The sequence below is a fragment of the Mesorhizobium sp. LjNodule214 genome, assembly GCF_964252735.1.
Classification (GTDB): Bacteria; Pseudomonadota; Alphaproteobacteria; order Rhizobiales; family Rhizobiaceae; genus Mesorhizobium.
The window spans coordinates 1798768-1821688 of the sequence record NZ_CAXUPE020000001.1; the positions used below are offsets into that span (position 1 = coordinate 1798768).

A 22921-nucleotide genomic window follows, 5' to 3' on the forward strand; every position below is an offset into this window, starting at 1 on the left:
TGTGTCCTTGCCCTCTCGGGCGTTTCCTCTGGTTGTCTTGCCTTGTTATTCCGCTGCTGGCTTGAACTGGGCGTGTTCGGTCGATTCATGCATTGCCGTGGTCGACGACTGGCCGCCGGTGATCGCCATCGACACGGCGTCGAAATAGCCGGTGCCGACCTCTCGCTGGTGCTTGGTCGCGGTGTAGCCATGGGCTTCCGCCGCGAACTCGGCCTCCTGCAGTTCCGAATAGGCCGCCATCTGCCGCGCCTTGTAGCCGCGGGCCAGTTCGAACATACCGAAATTGAGCTGGTGGAAACCGGCCAGCGTGATGAACTGGAACTTGTAGCCCATGGCGCCGAGTTCCCGCTGGAATTTGGCGATGGTCGCGTCGTCGAGGTTCTTCTTCCAGTTGAACGACGGCGAGCAATTATAGGCGAGCAGCTTGCCCGGGTGATGCTTGCGCACGCCCTCGGCGAACTTCTTGGCCTGGGCCAGGTCAGGCTTCGAGGTCTCGCACCAGATCAGGTCCGCGTAAGGCGCGTAGGCGATGGCCCGCGCAATGCAAGGCTCGATACCATTCCTCACGTGATAGAAGCCTTCGACCGTGCGCCCGGCATCATAGTCGACGAAGGGCTGGTCGCGCTCGTCGATGTCCGAGGTCAAAAGCTTTGCCGCTTCGGCGTCGGTGCGCGCGACGACCAGCGTCGGCGTGCCCATGACATCGGCCGCCAGGCGTGCCGCATTGAGGTTGCGGATATGCGCCGCGGTCGGGATCAGCACCTTGCCGCCGAGATGGCCGCACTTCTTTTCCGATGCCAACTGGTCCTCATAGTGGACGCCGGCGGCGCCCGCCTCGATGAAGGCCTTCATGATCTCGAAGGCGTTGAGCGGTCCGCCGAAACCGGCTTCCGCATCGGCGACGATCGGCGCGAACCAGGTGTCGACCGAAAGCCCCTTGCCTTCGGAGGTCTCGATCTGGTCGGCGCGCTGAAGAGTGCGGTTGATGCGCTTGACGAGTTCGGGTGCCGCGTTGGCCGGATAGAGCGACTGGTCCGGATACATCGCCGACGCGGTGTTGGCGTCGGCCGCAACCTGCCATCCCGACAGATAGATCGCCTTCAGCCCGGCGCGCACCTGCTGCATGGCCTGGTTGCCCGACATGGCGCCGAGCGCGTTGACGAAATCCTCCTCGTGGATGAGCTTCCACAGCCGGTTGGCGCCCATTTCGGCGAGGCTCTGGCGGATCTGGACCGACCCGCGCAACCGCTTCACATCCTCCGGCGAATAGGGCCGTTCGATGCCGTCGAACCGGCCTTCAGGTGCGGACGGGACGAGATTGTAAAAATCGGTCATTGGTTACTCCAGATCATTCGATGGTGGTCTCGGAAACGCCGCGTCATTGTAGGTCTGCGTCGCTGGTGTGTGTGACATCATTTACATCGCGGCGCGAAACAAGCGAGGGAAACCGCCGTTTCGAGCGGAAAATAAAAGAAAACCTGTGTTGTGTTTGACTGGCGGGCGCTGTAAATTTGTCATGATTGTAAAGAATGATGCGCCGCCTACCGCGCTGCGTTTGTGTAAAATCCTGTCAAGGATAGACGATGGCCGACCAGAAAATCTTCGCCGGGCCGCGCATCCGCCGCATCCGCAACGCCAAGGGACTGACCCAGACGGCGATGGCCGAGGGCCTCGGCATTTCGCCCTCCTATCTCAACCTCATCGAGCGCAACCAGCGGCCGCTGACGGTTCAGCTGATCCTCAGGCTGGCATCCGTCTACAAGGTTGATCCGCATGAATTGCAGGGCGAGGCGAGGGGGTCGATATCGGCCTTGAAGGAAGTGTTCGGCGACCCGCTGCTTTCGGGCGAACTGCCGGGCGACCAGGAATTGATAGAGCTGGCCGAGGCCGCCCCCAACGCCTCGGCCGCGATGATCAAGCTTTTTCGCGCCTATCGCGAGCAGGCCGAGCGGCTTTCGGATCTCAGCGAACTTCTGGCGCGCGAGGGCCGGGCCACCGCGCTCTCCGGCGCCCGTCTGCCGGTCGACGAGGTACACGAGATTTTCGAGCGCCGGCCGAACCACTTTTCCGCGCTCGAGGAGGAGGCCGAGGCCTTCACCGCGCTGCTCGACCCGGGCGACGACCTGTTCGGCGCGCTGAAGGCCTGGCTGAGGCGCGAATACGGCATCGTGGTCAAGGTGCTGCCGGTCGCCACCATGCCGAACTGGCGCCGCCGCTACGATCGCCACTCGCAGCGCCTGTTCCTGTCCGAGCGGCTGTCACCGTTCGACCAGTTGCGCGAAGTGGCGATGGAGGCTTGCCTGATCCGCATGACGGTCGCGGTCGCCGGGGAGATTCAAGGCTTGAAGCTGACCACCGACGAGGCCCGCCGGCTGGCCCGCTTCGAACTCGGCCGCTACGCCGCGCATGCCTTGATGATGCCCTATCAGGCCTTCCATTCGGCCGCGGTGCGCGCCCGCTACGACGTCGACGTGCTGCGGTCGCGCTTCGGGGTGTCCTTCGAACAGGCGGCGAACCGGCTGACCATGCTGCAGCGGCCGGGTGCGCAGGGTGTTCCATTCTTCATGCTCGAGGTCGACAATGCCGGCAACCGCTTCCGCAAGGCGGGCAGCCAGGGCTTTCCGCAAAGCCGTTTCGGCGGCGGCTGCCCAAAGCTTCCCGTCCACGCCGCCTTCACGCTGCCGGGCCAGATCCTTGTCGAGGCGGTGGAGATGCCCGATGGCGCCGAATTCCTCTGCATCGCCCGCACGCTGGAAGGCCCGCAAGGCTCGTTCTCGGAGCGTCCGCGACGCACCGCATTGCTGCTGGCCTGCGATATCGGTTTTCGCGACGAGATCGTCTATGGCGCGGCCCTTCCGGGTCCGGCCGCAAGCGGCAAGGCGGGACAAAGCGCCGCCGCGGCCACGCCGGTCGGCCCCGCCTGCCGGCTCTGCGAACGCATCGGCTGCCTCGCCCGCGCCGAGCCGCCGGTGACACGCCCGCTCGGTCTCGACGAGATGGTGACCGGGTTGAGCGCCTTCGATTTCCAGTGAGGCGGTTCGCGACGGCATTCCGTTGTCACAACCGCCGCCATCCGGTGGACCTCGCCCGACCTTCGTCTTTGCCCTACGCAATTGAAGCACGTTTCTGTCGTCCATCGCGCATCGTGCCGTCCTGAAAATCGCGACAGTGGCAACCATGACCGATACCGCATCGCCAAGTGCTTCTTCGCCGGTCGTCTCGCCACGCGAGGAACGTATAGGCATGCTTCTGGTGTTTCTGTCGGCGCTGGTGTGGAGTTTTGGCGGCACCATCGCCCGGTTCATCGACATCACCGACAACTGGACGATTGTGTTCTGGCGCTCGGCCTGGGCCGCCGCCTTTCTCATCGCGTTCATGGCCTGGCGCGACGGCTGGCGCGGCATGCTGAAATTGTTTCGCGACATGGGCCTGCCTGGCCTGGCCGTGGCCTTCTGCTTCGCCATCGCATCGACCTCGTTCATCGTCGCGTTGGCCCACACCACAGTCGCCAACATCCTGTTGATGCAGGCCGGCGTGCCGCTGCTGGCTGCGCTGCTTGCCTGGCTGCTGTTTCGCGAGCGGGTGACCAGGGCGACCTGGCTGGCAATCGCCGCCGTCATTGCCGGCGTCGCCATCATGGTGTCGGAATCGCTTGGCGGTACCGTGTCTCCCATCGGCGACGGTCTGGCGCTGCTCATCGCCTGCGTGTTCTCGATCGCCACCGTCATCACCCGACGCTTCGCCTATGTGCGCATGACGCCGGCGACCTGCCTTGGCACGATGCTGGCCGGCGCCTTCGCCGCGTCTCAGGCATCGGCATTCGCCGTTTCCAGCCACGACATGGGTTTTCTGTTTGCCTTTGGCGTCATCAATCTCGGCGTCGGCCTTGTCTTCTTCGCCACCGGCGCCCGGTTGGTCCCGGCCGCCGTCGCCGCACTCCTCGGCACCTTCGAACCGATCCTCGGTCCGATCTGGGTCTGGCTTGTCCATTCCGAGGTGCCGTCGGCGCGCACCATCATCGGCGGCGCGGTCGTGGTCATCGCGCTGCTTGTTCACATCGGGTTCGAATTCACGCGCCAGACCCGGCCCGTGCGGCCAGGCGTCGCCGGCGTGCCATCGCCTAATTGATGCAGCGACGTGGTTGCCCACGCGTTTGCCATTGACAATGGTGTCGCTGGGCGGGCAGGCTGCTTGCACGGCAACAACAAGACAGGCGTATCTTGCCAAGTGTCTCCCCCGGCCCGATCGCGACCGGATCAGATCGTCGTATCCCTGCCCGCGCCGTGGCGAAAGCTTCTGACGGCGGCAAGACGCCCTCAAGATCTTGGCATGGGTACGGAAGCTCATCCTCCGATCGGGCATCGAGCCAGGCCTGCTCCGCCAACTCTGGCTTGCCGCTCTCCGGCAAACCCAACAATCTGAAGCAAATGCCCGGCCGCGCGGCTGTCGCGACGGACCGGCGATGGAACACTCACCAAAGGAGAATAGCATGATCCGCAAAGCGCTCTGGCTTTCGGCGACTTCGGCATTTCTGACACTTTTCACCATAGGCGGTCATGCCGAGGACCGCGTCGTCAACGTCTTCAACTGGTCCGACTATATCGACAGTTCGATCATCGACGACTTCACCAAGGAGACCGGCATCAAGGTCGTCTACGACACCTTCGATTCCAACGAGATCCTCGAAACCAAGCTCCTGGCCGGCGGCAGTGGCTATGACGTCGTCGTGCCCAGCGGCAATTTCCTCGCCCGCCAGATCCAGGCCGGCGTGTTCCAGAAGCTCGACAGGTCGAAGCTGCCGAACATCTCCAACATGTGGGATACCGTTCTGGAACGGACGGCCAAATACGACCCCGGCAACGAGTATTCGATCAACTACATGTGGGGCACCGTCGGCATCGGCTACAACATCAAGAAGGTGCAGGCAGCGCTGGGCACCGACAAGATCGACAGCTGGGACACGTTCTTCAACCCGGAAAGCCTGGCCAAGCTGAAGGATTGCGGCGTCTACGTGCTGGATTCGCCGGCCGACATCATTCCGGCGGCGCTGAAATATCTCGGCCTCGATCCGAACAGCACATCGCCCGACGACATCGCCAAGGCCGAGGAAACACTGCTGAAGATTCGGCCTTACATCAGAAAGTTCCACTCGTCCGAATACATCAACGCGCTCGCCAATGGCGACATCTGCCTGGCGGTCGGCTGGTCGGGTGACGTCTTCCAGGCCCGCAATCGCGCCGTCGAAGCCAAGCAGGGCGTCGAGATCGGCTATGCCGTGCCGAAGGAAGGCGCCCAGATGTGGTTCGACCAGATGGCGATACCGGCCGATGCGCCGCATGTCGCCGAGGCGCTCGAATTCCTCAACTATATGATGAAGCCCGAAGTGATCGCCAAATCGTCGAACTATGTGCTGTACGCCAACGGCAACAAGGCCTCGCAGCAGTTCGTCGACAAGGCGGTGCTCGAAGATCCGGCGATCTATCCGGACGCTGCGACCTTGCAGAAACTCTATACCGTCCAGCCCTACGATCCGAAGACCCAGCGCCTGATAACGCGCACCTGGACCAAGATCGTCACCGGCCAGTAAGCGATTAGACACGACCCCGGCAGCCAGCTGCCGGGGTCAAATCTTTCGGAGCAATTCCAGGAAAAGTGTGAAACGGTTTTCCGTCCGGAATTGCGTCAAAACAAAGAGATAGAGCGGTTCTGCGTTTCCGTGAAACGATGGGGCAAGCAGCAGACGGAGTGGGGATATGAAATCGCTTGGCAGCATCCGCAGGGATTTCGCGCCATGGAATGATCCGAACGCCAAGCCGTATATCCAGTTCGACAATGTCACCAAGAAGTTCGGCGACTTCACCGCCGTCAACAATCTGTCGCTGACTATCTTCGAGCGCGAGTTCTTCGCGCTGCTCGGCGCGTCCGGCTGCGGAAAGTCGACGCTGCTCAGGATGCTTGCCGGTTTCGAGGAACCGACCGCAGGCCGCATCCTGCTAGACGGCCAGGATCTGCGCGGCATCCCGCCCTACCGCCGGCCGGTCAACATGATGTTCCAGTCCTATGCGCTGTTCCCGCACATGACGGTCGAGAACAACATCGCCTTCGGCCTCAAGCAGGACGGCATGCCGAAGCCCGAGATCGCTTCGCGCGTCGCCGAGATGCTGAAGCTGGTCAAGCTCGAGCAGTTCGCCAAGCGCAAGCCGCACCAATTGTCGGGCGGCCAGCGCCAGCGCGTGGCGCTCGCCCGCTCGGTCGCCAAGCGGCCGAAGGTGCTGCTGCTCGACGAGCCGCTCGGCGCGCTGGACAAGAAGCTGCGCGAGGAGACGCAGTTCGAGCTGATGGACCTGCAGCAGAAGCTCGGCCTGACCTTCGTCGTCGTCACCCACGACCAGGAAGAAGCGATGACCATGGCCGATCGCATCGCCATCCTCGACAAGGGCGAGGTGATGCAGGTGGCGACGCCGCCCGAAGTCTACGAGGCGCCTGCCTCGCGCTTTGTCGCCCACTTCGTCGGCAACGTGAACATGTTCGAAGGCAAGGTTGCCGAGCGGACGGCAAGGACAACCCGCATCTCCGGTGCCACCGGAGCCCAGATCGTCGTCGAGAACGCCGGCGATGCCGCGGCGGGCGCCGACATCGTCTTCGCCATCAGGCCGGAGAAGATCAAGATTTCGTCGAAGAAGCCGGCCGAAGCGGTCAATGCGCTCGAAGGCGAAGTCTACGACATCGCCTATCTCGGCGACATGACGGTCTATCACGTCAGGTTGGATGACGGGCAGATGGTGCGGGCGAGCACGATGAACGCGGCGCGCGTGACCGAAGATCCGCTGAGCTGGAACGACCGCGCCTGGGTTTCTTTCCGGTCCGATGCCGGCGTCGTGCTGACACGGTAGGGGGCGATCATGTCGAACGCCGCCGCCGCTGCAACAACGTCCCCGTCGGCAGATGCCGCCAAGTCCCCGCTGGCCAGACTGGGAGCGGCTTTCGTCGGCCGTCTGGTCATCATCATCCCCTATCTCTGGCTGCTGTTCTTCTTCCTCATCCCCTTCATCATCGTCTTCAAGATCTCGCTGTCGCAGACCGCGATCGCCATGCCGCCCTACACGCCGGTGCTTGACTTCAGCGGCGGCATTTCCGGCTTTTTTGATCAGCTCAAGCAGCTCAGCATCGACAACTACACCTGGCTGACCGAGGACGCGCTCTATTTCAACGCCTATGTGACCAGCGTCATCATCGCCGCGATCTCGACGGTCCTGACCCTGCTCGTCGGCTATCCGATCGCCTACGGCATGTCGCGCGCCCCGGCAACGATCCGCCCGACCCTGCTGATGCTGGTCATCCTGCCGTTCTGGACCTCGTTCCTGATCCGCGTCTACGCCTGGATCGGCATCCTCAAGCCCGAGGGGCTGCTCAATCAGCTGCTGCTCGCCACCGGCATCATCAGCCAGCCGTTGATCATCCTCAACACCTACACGGCGATCTTCATCGGCATCGTTTATTCCTATCTGCCGTTCATGGTGCTACCGCTTTATTCGTCGCTGGAGAAGATGGATTACTCGCTGATCGAGGCGGCCAAGGATCTCGGCTGCCCGCCAACCAGCGCCTTCTGGAAGATCACCTTTCCGCTGTCGCTGCCTGGCGTCATCGCCGGCTGCCTCCTGGTGTTCATCCCGGCCGTCGGCGAGTTCGTCATCCCCGACCTGCTTGGCGGCTCGCAGACGCTGATGATCGGCAAGACGCTGTGGAACGAGTTCTTCGCCAACCGGGACTGGCCGGTGTCGTCGGCCGTCGCCGTCATCTTGCTGCTGCTGCTGATCGTGCCGATCATGCTCTTCCAGCAGGCCCAGGCGCGCGCCCAGGAGCAAGGCAAATGAACGCCACCTGGAGCCGCTTCAACATCACCTCGATCATATTGGGCTTTGCCTTCCTTTACCTGCCGATCGTCCTGCTCATCGTCTTCTCGTTCAACGAGTCGAAACTGGTCACCGTCTGGGGTGGCTTCTCGACCAAATGGTACGTCTCGCTGTTCCACAACCAGGGCCTGATGGACGCCGCCTGGGTAACGGCCCGCGTCGGCGTCATCTCGGCCACGGTGGCCACTGTGCTCGGCACCTTGGCGGCGCTCACCTTGACCAGGTACACGCGCTTCAGGGGCAGGGTGCTGTTTTCGGGCATGGTCTTTGCCCCGCTGGTCATGCCTGAGGTCATCACCGGCCTGTCGCTGCTGCTGCTCTTCGTCGCTGTCGGCCTCGACCGCGGCTTCGTCACCGTAACACTTGCCCATATCACGCTGACCATGTGCTTTGTCGCCGTCGTCGTGCAGTCGCGCCTCATCAGCTTCGACCGTTCGTTGGAAGAAGCCGCGATGGATCTTGGCGCGACACCGGTGAAGACCTTCTTCCAGATCACGCTGCCGGTCATCATGCCGGCGATCGTCTCCGGCTGGATGCTGGCCTTCACGCTGTCGCTCGACGACCTGGTCATCGCCAGCTTCACCTCGGGGCCTGGCGCCACAACCTTACCGATGAAGATCTACAGCCAGGTTCGCCTCGGCGTAACGCCGGAAATCAACGCCGCCTGCACCATTCTGATCGCCGTCGTTGCAGTCGGCGTCATCATCGCCTCGCTCGCCAACAAGCGGCGTGAAGTGCAGCGCCAGCTCGACGAGCAGGCGGCGCAGCGCGGCTGATCAAGCTGCAGTAGTCAGATGATGGATCGGGAACGGGCGTTCGGCTGAAGAGGAGGCTCTACTCGCCTGAAATGCCGCGGCTGATCGGCGAGATGAACGGCGTGCTCCAGGTTCCGCCGACGAAGAAGGACGACTGGCTGGGCCCTTGCTGCCCATTCGGCTGCTTGGCCGCCTGTTCCGGCTGGATGACGCCGCCCGACAGCGCCAGGCCACGTCCGGCATAGGAGGCGATGCCGGAAAGCCAGATCTTGGACTTGGCCGAATTGGCCTCGGCCTTGTCCAGCCTCGCTACGCCCCTCGAGATGCTTGCCTTGATCTCAGCGCCGTCGATCGGCAGCGTCCCGTTGGAGACATCGTCGAGCGCGAAGAACCCGCCCTGTTCGGTGCGCTTGAGGAAGGCGGGCAGGTTGAGGCCGGTGAGCGCGCCCGGTCCGAATGTCGCCGTGACCGAGCCGTCGGCGTTTTCGAAGATCGAATCCCAGGATTTGCCCGGCCCTTTCAGTATGACCGAGACCGTTGCGGTTCCGACCGGCACCAGCCGCGTCATGCCGGCCGCGGTGGCGAAGGCGCCGCCATCGACGTCGGAGGCGAGAAGCCGGATCTCGACCTGCGTGCCTTCGGGCTTGCGGTCGAAACGCAGGCTGCTCTGGATGTTGCCCCCGAATGCCGAGGCATCCGAAATGTCGAAGACGGCAAGCCCGTTCTTGACCTGTGCCGTGGCGGCGACGTCGGCAAGCTGGACGGGTCCGGCCGTGGCGTGCGCCGCTGACAGCCGCAGGTCGAGATTGATCTTGTCGGCAAAACTGGTGTTGATTTCGCCGGGTCCGGCTTCGCCCGTCGGCGCCAGCGGCGTGAAAGCGGACAGAAACGACCGGAGATCGAGCGTGTCAAAGGCGAGCGTGCCGGAGATGACGGGCAGGGACTCGCCGAAGGAGAAGTCCAGCGCCCCCATGCCCGGATTGTTGTCGAGCGCTACAGTGGTGTTTTCGAATTTCACCCGGCCGGCCGCCGCCGTCACCTTGCTGGCGACCGAGACGGAGCCGATCGCTGCATTTGGCGCGATGCCAGCCTGCGACCATTCGAGCACGCGCCTCAGCGATGGGGCGGCAAATTTTGCCTGGCCGTCGAAATAGCCGTTCTCCGACATCGAGGCCACGCCGTCGAAGGAAAAGGTCGCCGGTGCGGCCTTGAAGGACAGCGTGATCGGCGCGGCACCGCCGGCAAACAGCACCAACGGGTTTGGCGATGCGAAATCGACGGCGACGCTTTCGCCGCGCCAGATGCCGGTCGCCGACATCGTCGCGTTGCTGTTCATCGCCGCCCAGTTCGCCTGGCCGGTGAGGCTGCTCAGGATTTCAATCTCCTTGCCGCCGACCAAAGCCACGATGCGGCCGTCCCTGAACTCCACCGTGCCGAACGGATCGGCCGGCAGCTTGCTGAGATCGGGTTTGGTCGGATCGGCATTGACCACGCCGCGCGCCGTGTCGATCGAGCGCGTGATGCGTCCGCCGGACGGAATGGCCGGCAGGTAGAAGCCGTTTGCCGCGTGCTGGACCCTGATCGTCGGCCGCACCAGCCGCGCGGTGGAAAACACCACGTCGCCGCGCAATGCCGCCATGGCGGAGAGGTCGACCTCGACGCGCTCGGCTTCGATCACCGGCGGTGCGTCGGTCTCGGTCCACTGCGAAAGCGTCACGTCGCTCAGAATGGCCCGGAATTTCGGCCAGACCTCGATGCGCGGCGAGCCCTGGATGGTGACCCTGAAGCCGCTCCAGGCGCTCATCTCCCAAGCGATGCGGTCGCGCACGATGCGGGTCGAGGCAAACAGCGGCAGGGCGGCGACAACCAGCGCGATGACGAGCACGGCAACGCCGATCACCCATATTCCGCGCCGGATCAAAGATGATCGCATATCGCCCCGGTTGCTTCCATTGCCGACAAATCGCCCGACGGGTGTAACCCAGCGCTGACGCATTTCAAGTCTTTATGGCCCGGCGATGGCATTTGCGCACACCAACAGCCACGGACGTCTGCTTTGCCGGCGGTTTTCCCGATGCGTCATCGCTTGTCGGAACAAAATCTTGCTCTGCTGCGCTGCGATATGCATAAGCGATGCAGCCCGTGGAGGAACGATCATGGCTGCCGACGCACCACTCTGGATCCCGACGCAAGACCAGATCGGCGCCGCGCCGATGACGGCCTTCATGAAGGCCGCTGCGGCGAAAACCGGTCTCTCCTTCGCCTCCTATGCAGAGCTTCACCGCTGGTCGATCGACGATCGCGAGACGTTCTGGGACCTGGTCTGGGATTTTTGCGGTATCGTCGGCGACAAGAGCACCGGTGGGGGCAGCCGCGTGTTGATCGATGGCGAAAGGATGCCGGGGGCAGCCTTCTATCCCGACGCGACGCTGAATTTCGCCGAGAACCTTTTGAAGAAAACCGGGTCCGGTGAGGCGATCGTCTTTCGCGGCGAGGACAAGGTCGAGCGGCGGCTGTCCTGGAATGAGTTGCACGCGCTGACCTCGCGTCTGCAGCAGCTTTTCCTATCGCTGAAGGTGAAGAAGGGCGACCGCATCGCCGCCATGATGCCCAATATGCCCGAGACCGTGGCCGCCATGCTGGCGGCGGCCTCGATCGGCGCCGTCTGGTCGTCCTGCTCTCCCGATTTCGGCGAGCAGGGCGTGCTTGACCGTTTCGGCCAGATCGAGCCGGTCGTCTTCATCGCGCCGGACGGCTATTGGTACAATGGCAAGGCGATCGAAGTCGCCGACAAGATCGCGGCGGTGGCGGCAAAGCTGCCTTCCGTCCGCAAGATCCTGATCGTCGACTATCTCGGCACATCGGCCGATGTCGCGGCGACCATCGACAGGGCGGATGCCCTGGAGGAGGCCCTGTCTCCCTTTGCCGCCAAGCCGGTCAGCTTCGAGAGGCTGCCGTTCGCGCACCCGCTCTACATCCTGTTTTCCTCAGGTACGACCGGCATCCCCAAATGCATCGTCCACTCGGCCGGCGGTACGTTGATCCAGCATGTCAAGGAACAGCGCCTGCATGCCGGCCTGCTCGACGGCGACCGCTTCTTCTACTTCACCACCTGCGGCTGGATGATGTGGAACTGGTTGGTCTCCGGCCTGGCATCGGGTGCGACGCTGCTGCACTATGACGGCTCGCCTTTCTACCCGGACGGCAACGCGCTGTTCGACTTCGCCGACGCCGAGAAGATGACCTATTTCGGCACCTCGGCGAAATTCATCGATTCCGTGCGCAAGGCTGGCCTTCAGCCTGCCCGCACGCATGACCTTTCGACCGTGCGCACCATCTCCTCGACCGGTTCGCCGCTGTCGCCGGAGGATTTCCGCTTCGTCTATGACGGCATCAAGAAGGACGTGCATCTGGCCTCGATCTCCGGTGGCACCGACATCGTCTCCTGCTTCGTGCTCGGCGTGCCGACGGAGCCGGTATGGACCGGCGAGATCCAGGGACCCGGCCTCGGCCTTGCCGTCGACGTCTGGGACGACGACGGCAGGCCGGTCCGGCAGGAGAAGGGCGAGCTGGTCTGCGCAAAAGCGTTTCCGGCAATGCCGATCGGCTTCTGGAACGACCCCGAGGGCAAGAAGTACAAGGCCGCCTATTTCGAGCGCTTCGACAATGTCTGGTGCCACGGCGACTTCGCCGAGTGGACGGCGCATGGCGGCCTGATCATCCATGGCCGCTCCGACGCGACGCTCAATCCGGGCGGCGTCAGGATCGGCACCGCGGAGATCTACAACCAGGTCGAGCAGATGCCGGAGATCCTCGAGGCGCTGTGCATCGGCCAGGATTTCGACAATGACGTGCGCGTCGTGCTGTTCGTGCGGCTGGCCACCGGCGTGGTGCTGGACGCCGATCTGGAAAAACGCATCCGCGCGAAAATCCGCATCGGGGCGAGCCCTCGCCACGTGCCGGCAAAGATCGTCGCCGTCACCGACATTCCGCGTACCAAATCGGGCAAGATCACCGAACTTGCGGTACGCGACGTCGTGCATGGCCGCGCCATCAAGAACAAGGAAGCGCTCGTCAATCCCGAGGCGCTGGAACTGTTCAAAAATCTGCCGCAGCTTGCCGACTGATGCATGCCGCCCAAAAGTGTGTAGCGGTTTTGGGAGAACGGCATGCATGGCTAAAATGGCCATTCGCGCTGGTTAACGAATTATCTCGGTCGAATTTACCTAGATTTCATGAGTGGTACACATTCGTAAATTTTCCGGCCGGCCGGTAAGGATTTGTTAAGGGCCGGCGCCGATAGTCGCACGTAACTTGAGGGAGAAATCCCGTCCTCGTCCCCTGAGGATCAGTTTCGCTCAAGCCCCATTGTGACAGCAATCTCATTACCTAAGGCGTCCACTGGACGCCTTTTCTTTTGCTGCATAAAGCAATGGATCGGGGTCTACTCCGCCAGCACGCGGGTCGAGGGGAAGGCGACTTCGACGAGCGTGCCTTCGCCGGGCGTGGAGTTGATGCTGAACCGGGCCCGGTTGGCCTCGACCATCGCCTTGGTCAGCGGCAGTCCGAGACCGGTGCCATCACCGCGTCCGCGCTTCAGCGCATTGATCTGCTTGAACGGCTTCAGCGCCTGCTCGATCTCGGCCTGGCTCATGCCGATGCCGGTGTCGCGCACACGCATGACGACATCGCCCGAGGTCTCGTAGGCGGTCGAGACGATGACCTGGCCACCGGCCTGCGTGTAGCGGATGGCGTTGGACAGGATGTTGAGCGCGATCTGGCGCACGCTGCGCAAATCCGCCACCACCTCCGGCAGCCGCGAAGCGAAGCTGGAGCGGATGATAACGCGTTCGCGATTGGCCTGCGGCTGCATCATCGCCACCGTCTCGGCTAGCGTATCGTTGAGCGACACCGCCTCGTAGTCCATCTCCTGCTGGCCGGCCTCGATCTTCGAAATGTCGAGCAGGTCGTTGACGAGGTCGAGCACGTGGTTGCCCGAGCGGTTGATATCGCGCAGATAGTCGCGGTAGCGGTCGTTCGCCACCGGGCCGAATTTCTCGTCCACCATCAGTTCGGAAAAGCCGATGATGGCATTGAGCGGCGTGCGGATCTCATGGCTGATGCGCGCCAGGAAATCCGTCTTCTGCGAGGAGGCGCGCTCGGCCACGGCGCGCGCCTGGGTAAGATCTTCCTCGGCTCGCTTCCACTGCGTGATGTCGCGCACCACGGCGCAGAAGCCGCTGTCGCTGGGCAGCCTGCCGATGGTCATGAACAGCGGAATGAAGCGGCCTTGCGCCTCGCGCCCGATCACCTCGCGGCCGTCATTCATCACGCTTGCGACGCCGGGCTCGGAGAGCCCGTTGAGATAGTCGCGCGCCGCGCGCTGGCTCTCGATGGCGAACAGCGAGGCGAACGGCTTGCCGGCCACCTCGTCACTGTCGAAGCCGAACAGCGCTTCCGCCGGACGGCTGATCGAACGGATCGCGCCGTCGCGACCGATCAGCACCACGCCGTCGGTGGCGGTGTCGATGATGGTACGCATTTCGGCAATGCGGCTTTTGAGCTCGGAAACATCAGGCTGGGTCGGCTCGTCCGACAGGCCATGAAGGGCCGCGGCCGGCGCCTCGTCCTCGCCTGAACGGCGCACCACCAGCATCAGCGCCTTGCCGCCGCGCCACGGAACCGAGCGCAGGATGGCGTCGATCGGGAATTCCTGCCCGTCGCGCGTCTTCAGCCTGAGCGCGCGATCGCTTTCGTCGGCAGCGCCGTCGTCGGAGTAATGATCGGCAAACAAGGCGCCGAGGCCTCCGGCATCGGCCAAATCATCGAGCGCGTCATAGCCGGTCAGATGGAGGAATTCGTCATTGGCGTAGTGAAGCTCGTCGCCGGAATGGATGAGCAGCGGCACCGGCAGCTTGCCGATGATCGATGTATCAGGGGCTTTGGTCTCATCCCCGGTTGAGAAAGCCGAGGGCAGGAACCCGTCGAGCTTGAGCGGCGGCACCTCGAGCAGCGGCCGCTCTGGCGGGGGCACGGCCGCGTCGGAGAGGTTGTCTTTTGCCAACGAAGCGGCTTGCTCTGCGGAAGCAGCGGTGTCCTCGCCGGATCGCGCCCAATCCTCGCTGTCCTCGGCGTCGCGGAAATCGTCGGCCGTCATGCTGTCGTCGCCGGCGCGCGTAGCCGGCGTCTCGGCAACGGCCGGCTCGACATCGTCAGTCTTGGTAGCTTCTGGCGCCGTTGCCGCCCGGTCCGGGGAAACCGGCGCGTCGTCGCTATTGTCCGCGACCTGGCCGGGTTCGTCCGTGTGGTCGGCATAGTCGAGCAGCGAACCTGAAACGGCAGACGCCGTCGGCTCCTCTTCGCTGTCTTCGTCCGGCTGCGCGCCATCGAGCCGCGCCAGATCCTTCTCGTCCTCGGCGTCGCTCTTGGGCGGTTCACCCGCTGCCGTTTCGCTTTCCGCCGAGGCCGGCGGTATTTCCCCATCCGCCGGTTCGCTGACGGTCGCCGCTTGCTCCCCGGCATCGGCAGCCGGCCCCTGTGCGGCACCCGACTGCTCAGGCGAGGCCTGGTCAGCCAGCCCGGTCGCCTCGATCGGGGCATCCCTGTCGGCGGCTGGCTTCGCCTCCTTGGCCCGGGTCTCCGCGGCCGGCGGCTGTTCGACCGGGGTCGCGCTGTCTTTCTTCAGGCGCTCGCCGATCTCGCGGAAGGCGCTGCGCTCCAGGGTCGACAGGCCCTTATCGTTGGCCGGTTGCCGATGCTCGGCCAGCCGGATCACCTTGTCGGCGAAGCGGCGTTCCGGCTTCGGCACGATGGTCAGCGCCGGCACTTCGCCCTTGAACGGGTCGGCCGGCTCGGCTGTCTCCCTCTCGGGCGCCTCGACCGCCGGCTCGCTAGGCCCGTGCGTCTCGCCATTTGGGACAAGCGCCATGCCGATCGCTTCCGGATCGGCCACCGCGTCGCCGCTGCGGGCAACGCCGAAACCGCGAAAACCTTCGAAGGCGCGGCTGCGGCCATAGACCGGCAATGCCGCCAGATCGACTGGTATCTTGAGATCGGTGCCGGCCACCGGCCACAGCACCGAACGGCCGGACCAGGTGTCGCGCCGCTCCAGCAGGCCGGCAATCTCGCCCGAGGCATCGAGACCGAAAGTGGCAGCCACATCCTTGAAGCGGCGGCCGATCACATCGGCGGCAGGCTTGCCGACGATCCCGGCGAATTCCGCCGATAGAGCGCTGAACCTGCCTTCGGCATCGGTGCGCCAGACGAAGCGCAGCGGCGGCGCAGAACGGTCGATTGTCGCAGCGGCGGGGCGCTCAGTGGGAGAAGCGGCCCTGCTTTCGGCCGGGGCGTCGGGTTCCGGTGCCTCGACCTGCGCCGGCGTGCCTGACCGGTTCGGCTGTCTCGCCTCATCCCCGCCGGCGTTGAAGTACCAGTGTTCGTGTTGCGCCAGTGCTCCGCCCGTTGTTTGCCGGTCACTGTCGTCCGGGCTCTGCGTCGCCGAAGGGGCAGGCTGCTCGTCGGCCGGCCGCACAACGCTGCCGGCGTCCTGCGTCACTTCCGTTGCTGCACCCGTCGGAGGTGTTGTCGTGGGCTCATTGTCCTGACCCGTCTCTGGCCGGGCAGCCTTGTTGTCTTCTGCCGATGCAGTGTAGGGCTCACCAACGGCCCCTTCATCGTCGAGTTGGTCTTCGTCGATGACCACCAGCAGGTGGCGCGCATCGGTCAGCCGGGCGAGCCCGGCCGGATAGGAATTGGCTCCGCCCGGAACCAGGCGCTTGACGATACGGTCGTCCTCGTTCGCCACATCGGCGACAAGCGCCGCCAGCGTCTCGGGCAGGATCCCGAGCGCCGCAAAGCCGTCCGAGGCGGCCTCGACACGGCCCGCGGCGTTGATGAAGGCGATGAAATGGCCGACCTCGGTAAAGCCGCCAATGGCGCGGCTGGCGATTTCGGCCGGGCTGCGCGAGCCGGTTTGCGCCGCCGGCAACACCAGCATGATCGCATGCTCGCCATCCGGCATCCTGACCGCGCTGGCTAGGAAGCCGACGGCACGGCTGCTGAGGCCGGTCGCCAGCCTGACTGTGATGGCGCGGTCGCTGCCGATTTCCGGAAAGCTGCTGGTCGCCATGATCTGGCGCCGGGCGATCAACGGCAGCCGTGCCGAGGCGCCGATGATGGCCTCGATATCCGGGTAGCCGAACACCGCGGCCCCGGGCCCATTGGCCCAGATCACCTGTTCGAGGTCCGCCGACAATATGGCGATCGCGTCGCCGGCGGCGAAGCGCTGGCGGACCGCGTCGAGCACGGCGACGTCGAGGAAGGAGTAGTTTTCAGGCGGCATGCGCTTGGCGAATCCCTCGGCGGGCAATTTCAGTTAACGCTTTGTTAATAAAAGCCGGCGGGGCGAAGGTCCACAAGCTATGACGTGCAGCGGTCGGAATCTCTGGGCTCTTGGTTAACGGTGGGGAAGAATTTTATGGTGCACCGCAACAAAGATGTTGCATCGCACAAAAAAACCTCTATATTGCCATTATACATGAACGAGACGGCTTTCTGTCAAAGCCGCTACCACTGAAAAGGATGGAAAATGTCCAAGACCAAGACCGGCGAGACGATCGAGAACGTTGAATTCCCGACCTTCGATGCTTCCAAGACCACCGACCAGATTCGCGCTTTCGCCGAAAAGGGCGTCGAGCAGTCGAAAGAGGCCTACACCAAGCTGAAGACCGGCGCTGAGGAGACCCAGAAGGTTCTGGAGTCGACCTACGAGACCGCCAAGACCGTTTCCAGCGACCTGTCGCTCAAGACCATTGCCGCTCTGCGCGCCAATGCCGAAGCCGGCTTCTCGCATCTCGAAGCCCTGATCGGCGCCAAGTCGCTGTCGGAAGTCGTCGAGCTGCAGACCGCGTTCCTGCGCAAGCGTGTCGAGACGACCGTCGAGCAGGCCAAGGAATTCCAGGCCGTTGCTTCCAAGGCTGCCGAGGACGTCTCCAAGCCGGTCAAGACCGCTTTCGAGAAGGCCCTGAAGGACATCAAGGCCGCCTAATATTTGCGCACGTCCTGGCGATGCATCAAAACGTCGCATTTCGTCAGACAAATAGATGTGCGATAAAGTGACCAAGTGAATACCCGGCGAGTGGAACCTCCTCCCTCTGCTCCCCGGGGTGACCAGCCAGCACCTCCTCCCGCTGGCTCGTAACAGGAAAAGGCCGGCACCTCCTCCCGCCGGCCTTTTCTTTTGTCTGGCGGAATCCGGCGCGGTTTGTAGAACCGTACCTTTGCTTCTCAAAGGCCTTGAATTAAGATCCGATAGCCCGTATTGGACGCATCGCCGAACGACAGTTCGGGTCCCGGAGAACAAGCTTCACCTGGATCCTGCTTAGGCAGACGTGCCGTTGTAGCTCAGCTGGTTAGAGCGCCGGATTGTGGATCCGGAGGTCGCTGGTTCGATCCCAGCCAACGGTACCATCGTTTTTCAGTTAAGTTATTGAATTTGTTGCGAAATTTTACATTTTGGCGATTAAATTTGTATCGCAAGACCGCGGGCGCCATCTTGATAGCGAAGCATCATATGCGCGTTGTCGTCGAGCGCCCGCCCTTGAACGAACGTGGCGAGATCTGCAGTAAGTGACTCGAGCTTAATTCCAGAGACGGACCCCGCAAGGTGGTAGGCATGCGTGCCGATGTCGCCGATCGAGCCACCTCTGCCGTTCTTTTTGGGATCGGTACGCCAAGCTGCCTGGACGTTGCCCTCTGTCTCGATCGCAGTCGCCATCCACTCAAGCGGATATTCGACCTGGATGGTCCGGATCTTTCCGAGTTGACCGGTGGCGACCATGTGCCGTGCTTCATGCACCATCGGATAACCCGAATACGTGTAGGTCACGCCCATGACCTGTCGGTGTCGCGCACCAGCTTTTCTAGTGCGATGGCGTCTTCCAGGGTCGCCGTTAGCGGCTTTTCGCAAATGACGTCAAAGCCCGCTTCCAAGAACGCCTTGCTGATGGGGAAGTGCGTGAAATTCGGCGTACAGATGGCGACGGCGTCTATCCTGTCCTCGCGAGACAACTCTCCACTGATCATCGCCTTGTAGTCGTCATAGGAACAGGTGGCATCGAGGCCCTCGCGAACCGCAAATGCTTGGCCGGACAGCCGGCGCGCAAACGGCCGACGAGTCTCCTATGACCTTTGCGTGCGAGCCCGCGGCGTCAGTTTTCAGACCGGGTTAGACGCGCGGGAAGCGCGCATGCTCCTGGAAAAGGCGATCGGACTCGATCCTGACTATGCCGAAGCACATTGCTGGCTGGCCCTCAACCTTTGGCTCGGCTGGCTGTTCTGGAACGAGCCGAAAGAAACCAACCAGCCTCGCTCGCTCGCGGAAGCGCAGCGGGCAGTTGCGCTCGACCCTAACGATGCCGGGAACCGCTGGGGGCTGGGCATCATACTTGGTCACGAACGGCGTTACGCGGAATCGGATGCCGAGTTCGAGGCAACCTTCAAGCTTGATCCTAATCATGCCGATGCCTGGGCGATGCGCTCGGATCTCATCACCCTGAGGGGCGACGCGGTCAAGGGCGTCGAATTCGTGAAGCGGGCGTTGCGGCTCAATCCGCGCCCACCGGGATGGTACTATTGGATGGCAGGCCAAGCCTATTATGCGCTCGGCGACTATCAATCCGCGGTTGAGGCTTTGCGCAAGCCGGAAACCTACCGCACCACGTCGCGGCGCTTGCTTGCGGCGGCCCTCGCGGAGCTCGGGCGCCTGGATGAAGCCCGTCAGGAGGCGGAATTTTTCATGATGAGCGATCCCCATTTCAGCATCAGGCACTGGGCAACATCCCAGCCATTCGACAACGAGGAAGTGCTCCAGCGCTTCGTCGAAGGCTACCGCAAGGCTGGCCTTCCCGACTAAAGAGCGCATCGTTTTGGATCGCCGGCTTGCTCTGGTCAGGACATAGGCTCGTCTTTTGGCTGTGAGGGCAATGCCCGTGGGTTCCATCGATCAATGTCGGTTGATGGCGCGCGAGTACGACGTTGGTGATGGATCCTGCGATGTCCTCTGTGGATGGCTCCCACATTGCAAGAGGTAATTCGTTGTTCTGGCGCATTGGTCGGGTGCAGTCTTCTGTCCGGCCTGTTCATGCAGCCGTTCGAAGCTGCTGGCCCTGATGGGGTCGGCGAACAAGGTCCCAATCTGCTTTGCAGGCTATGATGCCTCCGACATCGCATGGGTTATCCCTGTTCCCGACCTGACCGGTCTCGCCATCACATCGCGTCGCTCTTACAACCTCATGGAGCCGATTGATCGGCTCGATCTGATTTCTGCTTCAGTGTCTCGTCTTCTGCGCAACTTACGCTGCAAGGTTCGGAGCATGACGCGCTTGATAGGTTTCGCCGCGCGCCATGATAGCCCACACCACGCGGGCCATCTTGTTTGCCATGGCTACGCTCGCCACGCGCGCTGGCTTCCTGGCGAGCAACGCGAGGAGGCGCGGATCCGCAGCCTCGGGCTTATGCCTTGCCCGTCGGATCAGAGAGGTCGCGCCGATCACAAGGAGCTTTCTCAGGTACCGGTCGCCCATCTTGGTGATGTGCCCGAGACGGTCCTTTCCGCCGCTCGAGTTTTGCGAAGGTGTCAGCCCGAGCCAGGCGGCAAACTCTCGACCCGAGCGGAACCGACTCGGATCAGCAACCGAGGCCGCCAACGCAGTGGCACCGATCGGGCCAATGCCAGGTATGGTCGATAGACGCCGTGCCACTTCATTCGTTCTTTGCTGGGCAAGGATCGACCGGTCAATGGTCTGGAGCCGGGCATGGGTGTCGAGCACCTGCTCGCACAGGAGACACAGAATCTGCAGTGCCATTGCCGGTACGTCCAATGTGGATTTCTTCGCGGCTATCTGGCGCGCCAGCCTAAGCGCCCGCTCCAAACCTTCGGGAATATCGATGCCGAACTCGGCCAACAGGCCGCGGATCATATTCACCAGTTGCGTACGCTGCTTGACCAGAAGATTACGGGCGCGGTGAAGCGATAGGGCCGCTTGCTGCTCGGCTGACTTCATCACGACGAAAACGCATGGTCGGGCGTGTCACCGCTTCGCAAATCGCTTCCGCGTCCACCGCATCATTCTTTCCGCGCTTCACATAGGGCTTCACGTAGGACGGTGGCATCAGGCGGACTTCATGGCCGAGCTCCGTCAACTCTCGAGCCCAATGATGCGATGTGCCGCACGCCTCCATGCCGATCAGTGAGGGCGGCAACTTGGTGAAGAACGGCAGAACTTGCGATCGGCGCAGTGCCTTGCGAACGACAACGTCTCCAGACGCGTCGACGGCGTGAACTTGAAAAATGCGCTTGGCCAGATCAAGGCCCACGGTGGTAATCTGCATGGCGGATGGCTCCTTGGCTCGGGTTGCCTGACAGCAAACCCACTGTGGCACTGTGATGCCGGGAGCGGGAGCCATCCACCTCATCTGCTTTCGAGAAGCCGGAAAAGCGCGGAGCTGACATTCAAGCGGAGTCATTGTTGTTATCGGGTTCGCCAGACCATACGAGATCATACGAGAGATATGGGTTGGCGAACCAGCCGCTAACATATTGATTTTGTGTAGAAAACGCTGACCCTCCGGGTCCACCATGACCATTGACTTTATTTACAAAATTTTGGCTTTGCCCACGCTTTGCCCGCACCTTGCCCACGGCCCGTGCGACCTGCAGGAATGGGAGCTAAGGCGCCTTCCTTAACCACTTGGCGATTGCTTCTCACCGGGCGATCCGCAAATTCGCCCGTCGCTTCATCTGGTCGCGCTTTCCTCACGCTGGTTGATCGCTCTCGTGATGTCGACGGCTATCCGTTCTTGTTAGCGCCTTGCGTTCCGTGTGATCAGACGTCGCGTCCCCGCAACCACCGACATTCGTGATGTCGCGGCGGAGACAAGGTCACCGCGGATGCCGTCGGCCGCCATCTCCTGACAATCCTCCCAGCGCTTTAAACTGTGCGTGATGACCAATGCCGCTCGGGAAAGCTCCTGCTTATTCCCAGTATGGAGGTCGTGCGCCTATCTCACTAACCACTCGGCGGAGCAAGCCTGCGTGGCGCTGGTGTGTCCGGATGGGGTCAAAAGCGTCGGTTGCGGTCGCAATCTGGAAGCAGCCACCTTATGTGCGTCGAGCCCATGAACCATCGGACCGTACTTTGAATGAGCAAATTAGACAAAAGGCGCGCATTGCTGCTCCTCAATCCCAAGGCGCGGCGCGGCCAGGAGCTGATCGCGCCAGTTGTGGAGCGGCTGGAGGGAGGTCGGCTTTCCGTCACCGTCGAGACGTTCGAGGCGTTGCCTGAGATCGCTCGTGACATCGTTCGCTTACGCCATACGGCCGATCTTGTGGTTGTGTGCGGTGGCGATGGTTCGGTATCGTCGGCGGCGATGGCAGTGATGGAAAGCGGCCTGCCGATGGGCATTATTCCTATGGGAACGGCGAATGACCTCGCTCGCACACTCAATATTCCGATGGATCTCCTGCAGGCCGCCGATGTGATCGCGCGAAGCCAAACCCGGCTGATCGATGTCGGCACGGTCAATGGTCATGCCTTTTTCAACGTCGCGAGTATCGGACTCAGCACCGAACTGGCGCAGAGTCTGGACCCCGCTCTGAAGAAGCGTTTCGGCAGGCTTGGCTATGCGCTGGCGGCGATGAAAGTGTTGACGCGGGCCGCCAGGTTTCACGCGAGGATTACCGAGAAAGGCGCGGCGATCGAAGCCGAAACCTACCAGATCGCGGTTGGAAACGGTCGGCACTACGGCGGCGGCAACGTTGTGGAAGAGACGGCCGAGATCGATGACGGACATCTCGATCTCTATAGCTTGGAAATGACGAATCTCTGGAAGCTGGCGCTGATGCTCCGCTCGTTCCGTTCTGGAACGCATGGCGCCTGGCGTGAGGTACGCACGGCCAGGTGCGTCGAGTTCGACATCGAGACGGAGAAGCCGATGCCGGTCAACACCGATGGTGAGATCGTCACCTCGACACCGGCCCATTTCAAGGTTCACCCAAAGGCGATCTCGGTCTTCGCGCCTCCGATCCTGAGCATTCCAGGCCGCACGGAAATGTTTCGTCGAGCAATCGGCGCAGACCTCGCATTGTCGGGAGATTATCCAGGCGCTGGCGCTGCGCATTAGCTTGTCGCCGGCGGGACAAAACGCCGAGGCACGCATGACGCTCGAATGGATACAAGGACTGCTGATTGGGCC

Annotated in this window: 15 protein-coding genes, 1 tRNA gene and 1 pseudogene; 11 read left to right on the forward strand and 6 right to left on the reverse strand. The window is 62.7% G+C overall.

The features are described from left to right. Positions 1-45: 45 nt before the first annotated feature. Positions 46-1335, reverse strand: coding sequence for an isocitrate lyase (gene aceA, locus ACSQ3Z_RS08590; protein WP_436170866.1), 1290 nt, complete (start codon positions 1333-1335; stop codon positions 46-48). Positions 1336-1583: 248 nt separating this feature from the next. Here aceA and ACSQ3Z_RS08595 point away from each other — a divergent pair, with 248 nt between their 5' ends. The 6 genes from ACSQ3Z_RS08595 (at position 1584) to ACSQ3Z_RS08620 (ending at position 8689) form a co-directional block, all read left to right on the forward strand. Then, the gene (locus tag ACSQ3Z_RS08595; protein ID WP_436170867.1) at positions 1584-3032 is read left to right on the forward strand and encodes a helix-turn-helix domain-containing protein; all 1449 of its coding nucleotides are present in this window, start codon (positions 1584-1586) and stop codon (positions 3030-3032) included. A gap of 145 nt (positions 3033-3177) precedes the next feature. After that, positions 3178-4128 (forward strand): DMT family transporter, encoded by a 951-nt coding sequence (locus ACSQ3Z_RS08600; RefSeq protein WP_436170868.1) that lies wholly within the window; start codon positions 3178-3180, stop codon positions 4126-4128. Positions 4129-4489: 361 nt separating this feature from the next. Next, a complete protein-coding gene (locus ACSQ3Z_RS08605) occupies positions 4490-5587 on the forward strand; it encodes a polyamine ABC transporter substrate-binding protein (RefSeq protein ID WP_436170869.1) in 1098 nt (365 codons plus the stop codon). A 166-nt stretch (positions 5588-5753) separates the two neighbouring features. Then, entirely contained in the window at positions 5754-6893 is a 1140-nt protein-coding gene (locus ACSQ3Z_RS08610) for an ABC transporter ATP-binding protein (protein ID WP_436170870.1), read from the forward strand. Between the two features lie 9 nt (positions 6894-6902). Next, positions 6903-7874 carry an ABC transporter permease subunit gene (locus ACSQ3Z_RS08615; RefSeq protein WP_436170871.1) on the forward strand — a complete coding sequence of 324 codons (972 nt, stop codon included), beginning with the start codon at positions 6903-6905 and terminating at the stop codon, positions 7872-7874. Continuing rightward, positions 7871-8689 carry an ABC transporter permease gene (locus ACSQ3Z_RS08620; RefSeq protein WP_436170872.1) on the forward strand — a complete coding sequence of 273 codons (819 nt, stop codon included), beginning with the start codon at positions 7871-7873 and terminating at the stop codon, positions 8687-8689. Before ACSQ3Z_RS08615 ends, ACSQ3Z_RS08620 begins: the two co-directional genes overlap by 4 nt. Positions 8690-8747: 58 nt before the next feature. On the opposite strand, the gene ACSQ3Z_RS08625 is transcribed toward ACSQ3Z_RS08620, so the two are convergent. After that, positions 8748-10601 carry an AsmA family protein gene (locus ACSQ3Z_RS08625; protein ID WP_436170873.1) on the reverse strand — a complete coding sequence of 618 codons (1854 nt, stop codon included), beginning with the start codon at positions 10599-10601 and terminating at the stop codon, positions 8748-8750. A 223-nt stretch (positions 10602-10824) separates the two neighbouring features. On the opposite strand from ACSQ3Z_RS08625, the gene ACSQ3Z_RS08630 reads away from it, so the two are divergent. Then, positions 10825-12795 carry an acetoacetate--CoA ligase gene (locus ACSQ3Z_RS08630; protein WP_436170874.1) on the forward strand — a complete coding sequence of 657 codons (1971 nt, stop codon included), beginning with the start codon at positions 10825-10827 and terminating at the stop codon, positions 12793-12795. 317 nt (positions 12796-13112) lie between these two features. Here ACSQ3Z_RS08630 and ACSQ3Z_RS08635 read toward each other — a convergent pair whose 3' ends face one another. Continuing rightward, positions 13113-17009 (reverse strand): PAS domain S-box protein, encoded by a 3897-nt coding sequence (locus ACSQ3Z_RS08635; RefSeq protein WP_436170875.1) that lies wholly within the window; start codon positions 17007-17009, stop codon positions 13113-13115. 246 nt (positions 17010-17255) lie between these two features. Here ACSQ3Z_RS08635 and ACSQ3Z_RS08640 point away from each other — a divergent pair, with 246 nt between their 5' ends. Beyond that, positions 17256-17714, forward strand: coding sequence for a phasin (locus ACSQ3Z_RS08640; protein WP_436170876.1), 459 nt, complete (start codon positions 17256-17258; stop codon positions 17712-17714). A gap of 345 nt (positions 17715-18059) precedes the next feature. Next, positions 18060-18136: transfer RNA gene (locus ACSQ3Z_RS08645), tRNA-His, on the forward strand. Positions 18137-18188: 52 nt separating this feature from the next. On the opposite strand, the gene ACSQ3Z_RS08650 is transcribed toward ACSQ3Z_RS08645, so the two are convergent. Together ACSQ3Z_RS08650 and ACSQ3Z_RS08655 are read right to left on the reverse strand one after the other, a co-directional pair. Beyond that, positions 18189-18560: a Gfo/Idh/MocA family protein gene (locus tag ACSQ3Z_RS08650; RefSeq protein ID WP_436170877.1), complete on the reverse strand. Its 372-nt coding sequence runs from the start codon at positions 18558-18560 to the stop codon at positions 18189-18191. Continuing rightward, positions 18551-18751, reverse strand: a complete 201-nt coding sequence (locus tag ACSQ3Z_RS08655; RefSeq protein ID WP_436170878.1) for a Gfo/Idh/MocA family protein — start codon at positions 18749-18751, stop codon at positions 18551-18553. Before ACSQ3Z_RS08655 ends, ACSQ3Z_RS08650 begins: the two co-directional genes overlap by 10 nt. Positions 18752-18914: 163 nt before the next feature. Between ACSQ3Z_RS08655 and ACSQ3Z_RS08660 the strand changes: the two genes are divergently transcribed. Next, positions 18915-19580 carry a tetratricopeptide repeat protein gene (locus ACSQ3Z_RS08660; RefSeq protein ID WP_436170879.1) on the forward strand — a complete coding sequence of 222 codons (666 nt, stop codon included), beginning with the start codon at positions 18915-18917 and terminating at the stop codon, positions 19578-19580. A 439-nt stretch (positions 19581-20019) separates the two neighbouring features. Here the strand turns inward: ACSQ3Z_RS08660 and ACSQ3Z_RS08665 are convergent. Then, a pseudogene (locus ACSQ3Z_RS08665) lies at positions 20020-21058 on the reverse strand (IS110 family transposase). 810 nt (positions 21059-21868) lie between these two features. Here ACSQ3Z_RS08665 and ACSQ3Z_RS08670 point away from each other — a divergent pair. After that, positions 21869-22849: a lipid kinase gene (locus ACSQ3Z_RS08670; protein ID WP_436170880.1), complete on the forward strand. Its 981-nt coding sequence runs from the start codon at positions 21869-21871 to the stop codon at positions 22847-22849. Positions 22850-22921: the final 72 nt, after the last annotated feature.

What these genes read in the sequence shown, in the direction of transcription:
- aceA (WP_436170866.1), bottom strand. Translation starts at nt 1,335, where the DNA reads ATGACCGATTTTTACAATCTCGTCCCGTCCGCACCTGAAGGCCGGTTC.
- ACSQ3Z_RS08595 (WP_436170867.1), top strand. Translation starts at nt 1,584, where the DNA reads ATGGCCGACCAGAAAATCTTCGCCGGGCCGCGCATCCGCCGCATCCGC.
- ACSQ3Z_RS08600 (WP_436170868.1), top strand. Translation starts at nt 3,178, where the DNA reads ATGACCGATACCGCATCGCCAAGTGCTTCTTCGCCGGTCGTCTCGCCA.
- ACSQ3Z_RS08605 (WP_436170869.1), top strand. Translation starts at nt 4,490, where the DNA reads ATGATCCGCAAAGCGCTCTGGCTTTCGGCGACTTCGGCATTTCTGACA.
- ACSQ3Z_RS08610 (WP_436170870.1), top strand. Translation starts at nt 5,754, where the DNA reads ATGAAATCGCTTGGCAGCATCCGCAGGGATTTCGCGCCATGGAATGAT.
- ACSQ3Z_RS08615 (WP_436170871.1), top strand. Translation starts at nt 6,903, where the DNA reads ATGTCGAACGCCGCCGCCGCTGCAACAACGTCCCCGTCGGCAGATGCC.
- ACSQ3Z_RS08620 (WP_436170872.1), top strand. Translation starts at nt 7,871, where the DNA reads ATGAACGCCACCTGGAGCCGCTTCAACATCACCTCGATCATATTGGGC.
- ACSQ3Z_RS08625 (WP_436170873.1), bottom strand. Translation starts at nt 10,601, where the DNA reads ATGCGATCATCTTTGATCCGGCGCGGAATATGGGTGATCGGCGTTGCC.
- ACSQ3Z_RS08630 (WP_436170874.1), top strand. Translation starts at nt 10,825, where the DNA reads ATGGCTGCCGACGCACCACTCTGGATCCCGACGCAAGACCAGATCGGC.
- ACSQ3Z_RS08635 (WP_436170875.1), bottom strand. Translation starts at nt 17,009, where the DNA reads ATGCCGCCTGAAAACTACTCCTTCCTCGACGTCGCCGTGCTCGACGCG.
- ACSQ3Z_RS08640 (WP_436170876.1), top strand. Translation starts at nt 17,256, where the DNA reads ATGTCCAAGACCAAGACCGGCGAGACGATCGAGAACGTTGAATTCCCG.
- ACSQ3Z_RS08650 (WP_436170877.1), bottom strand. Translation starts at nt 18,560, where the DNA reads ATGGGCGTGACCTACACGTATTCGGGTTATCCGATGGTGCATGAAGCA.
- ACSQ3Z_RS08655 (WP_436170878.1), bottom strand. Translation starts at nt 18,751, where the DNA reads ATGATCAGTGGAGAGTTGTCTCGCGAGGACAGGATAGACGCCGTCGCC.
- ACSQ3Z_RS08660 (WP_436170879.1), top strand. Translation starts at nt 18,915, where the DNA reads ATGCTCCTGGAAAAGGCGATCGGACTCGATCCTGACTATGCCGAAGCA.
- ACSQ3Z_RS08670 (WP_436170880.1), top strand. Translation starts at nt 21,869, where the DNA reads ATGAGCAAATTAGACAAAAGGCGCGCATTGCTGCTCCTCAATCCCAAG.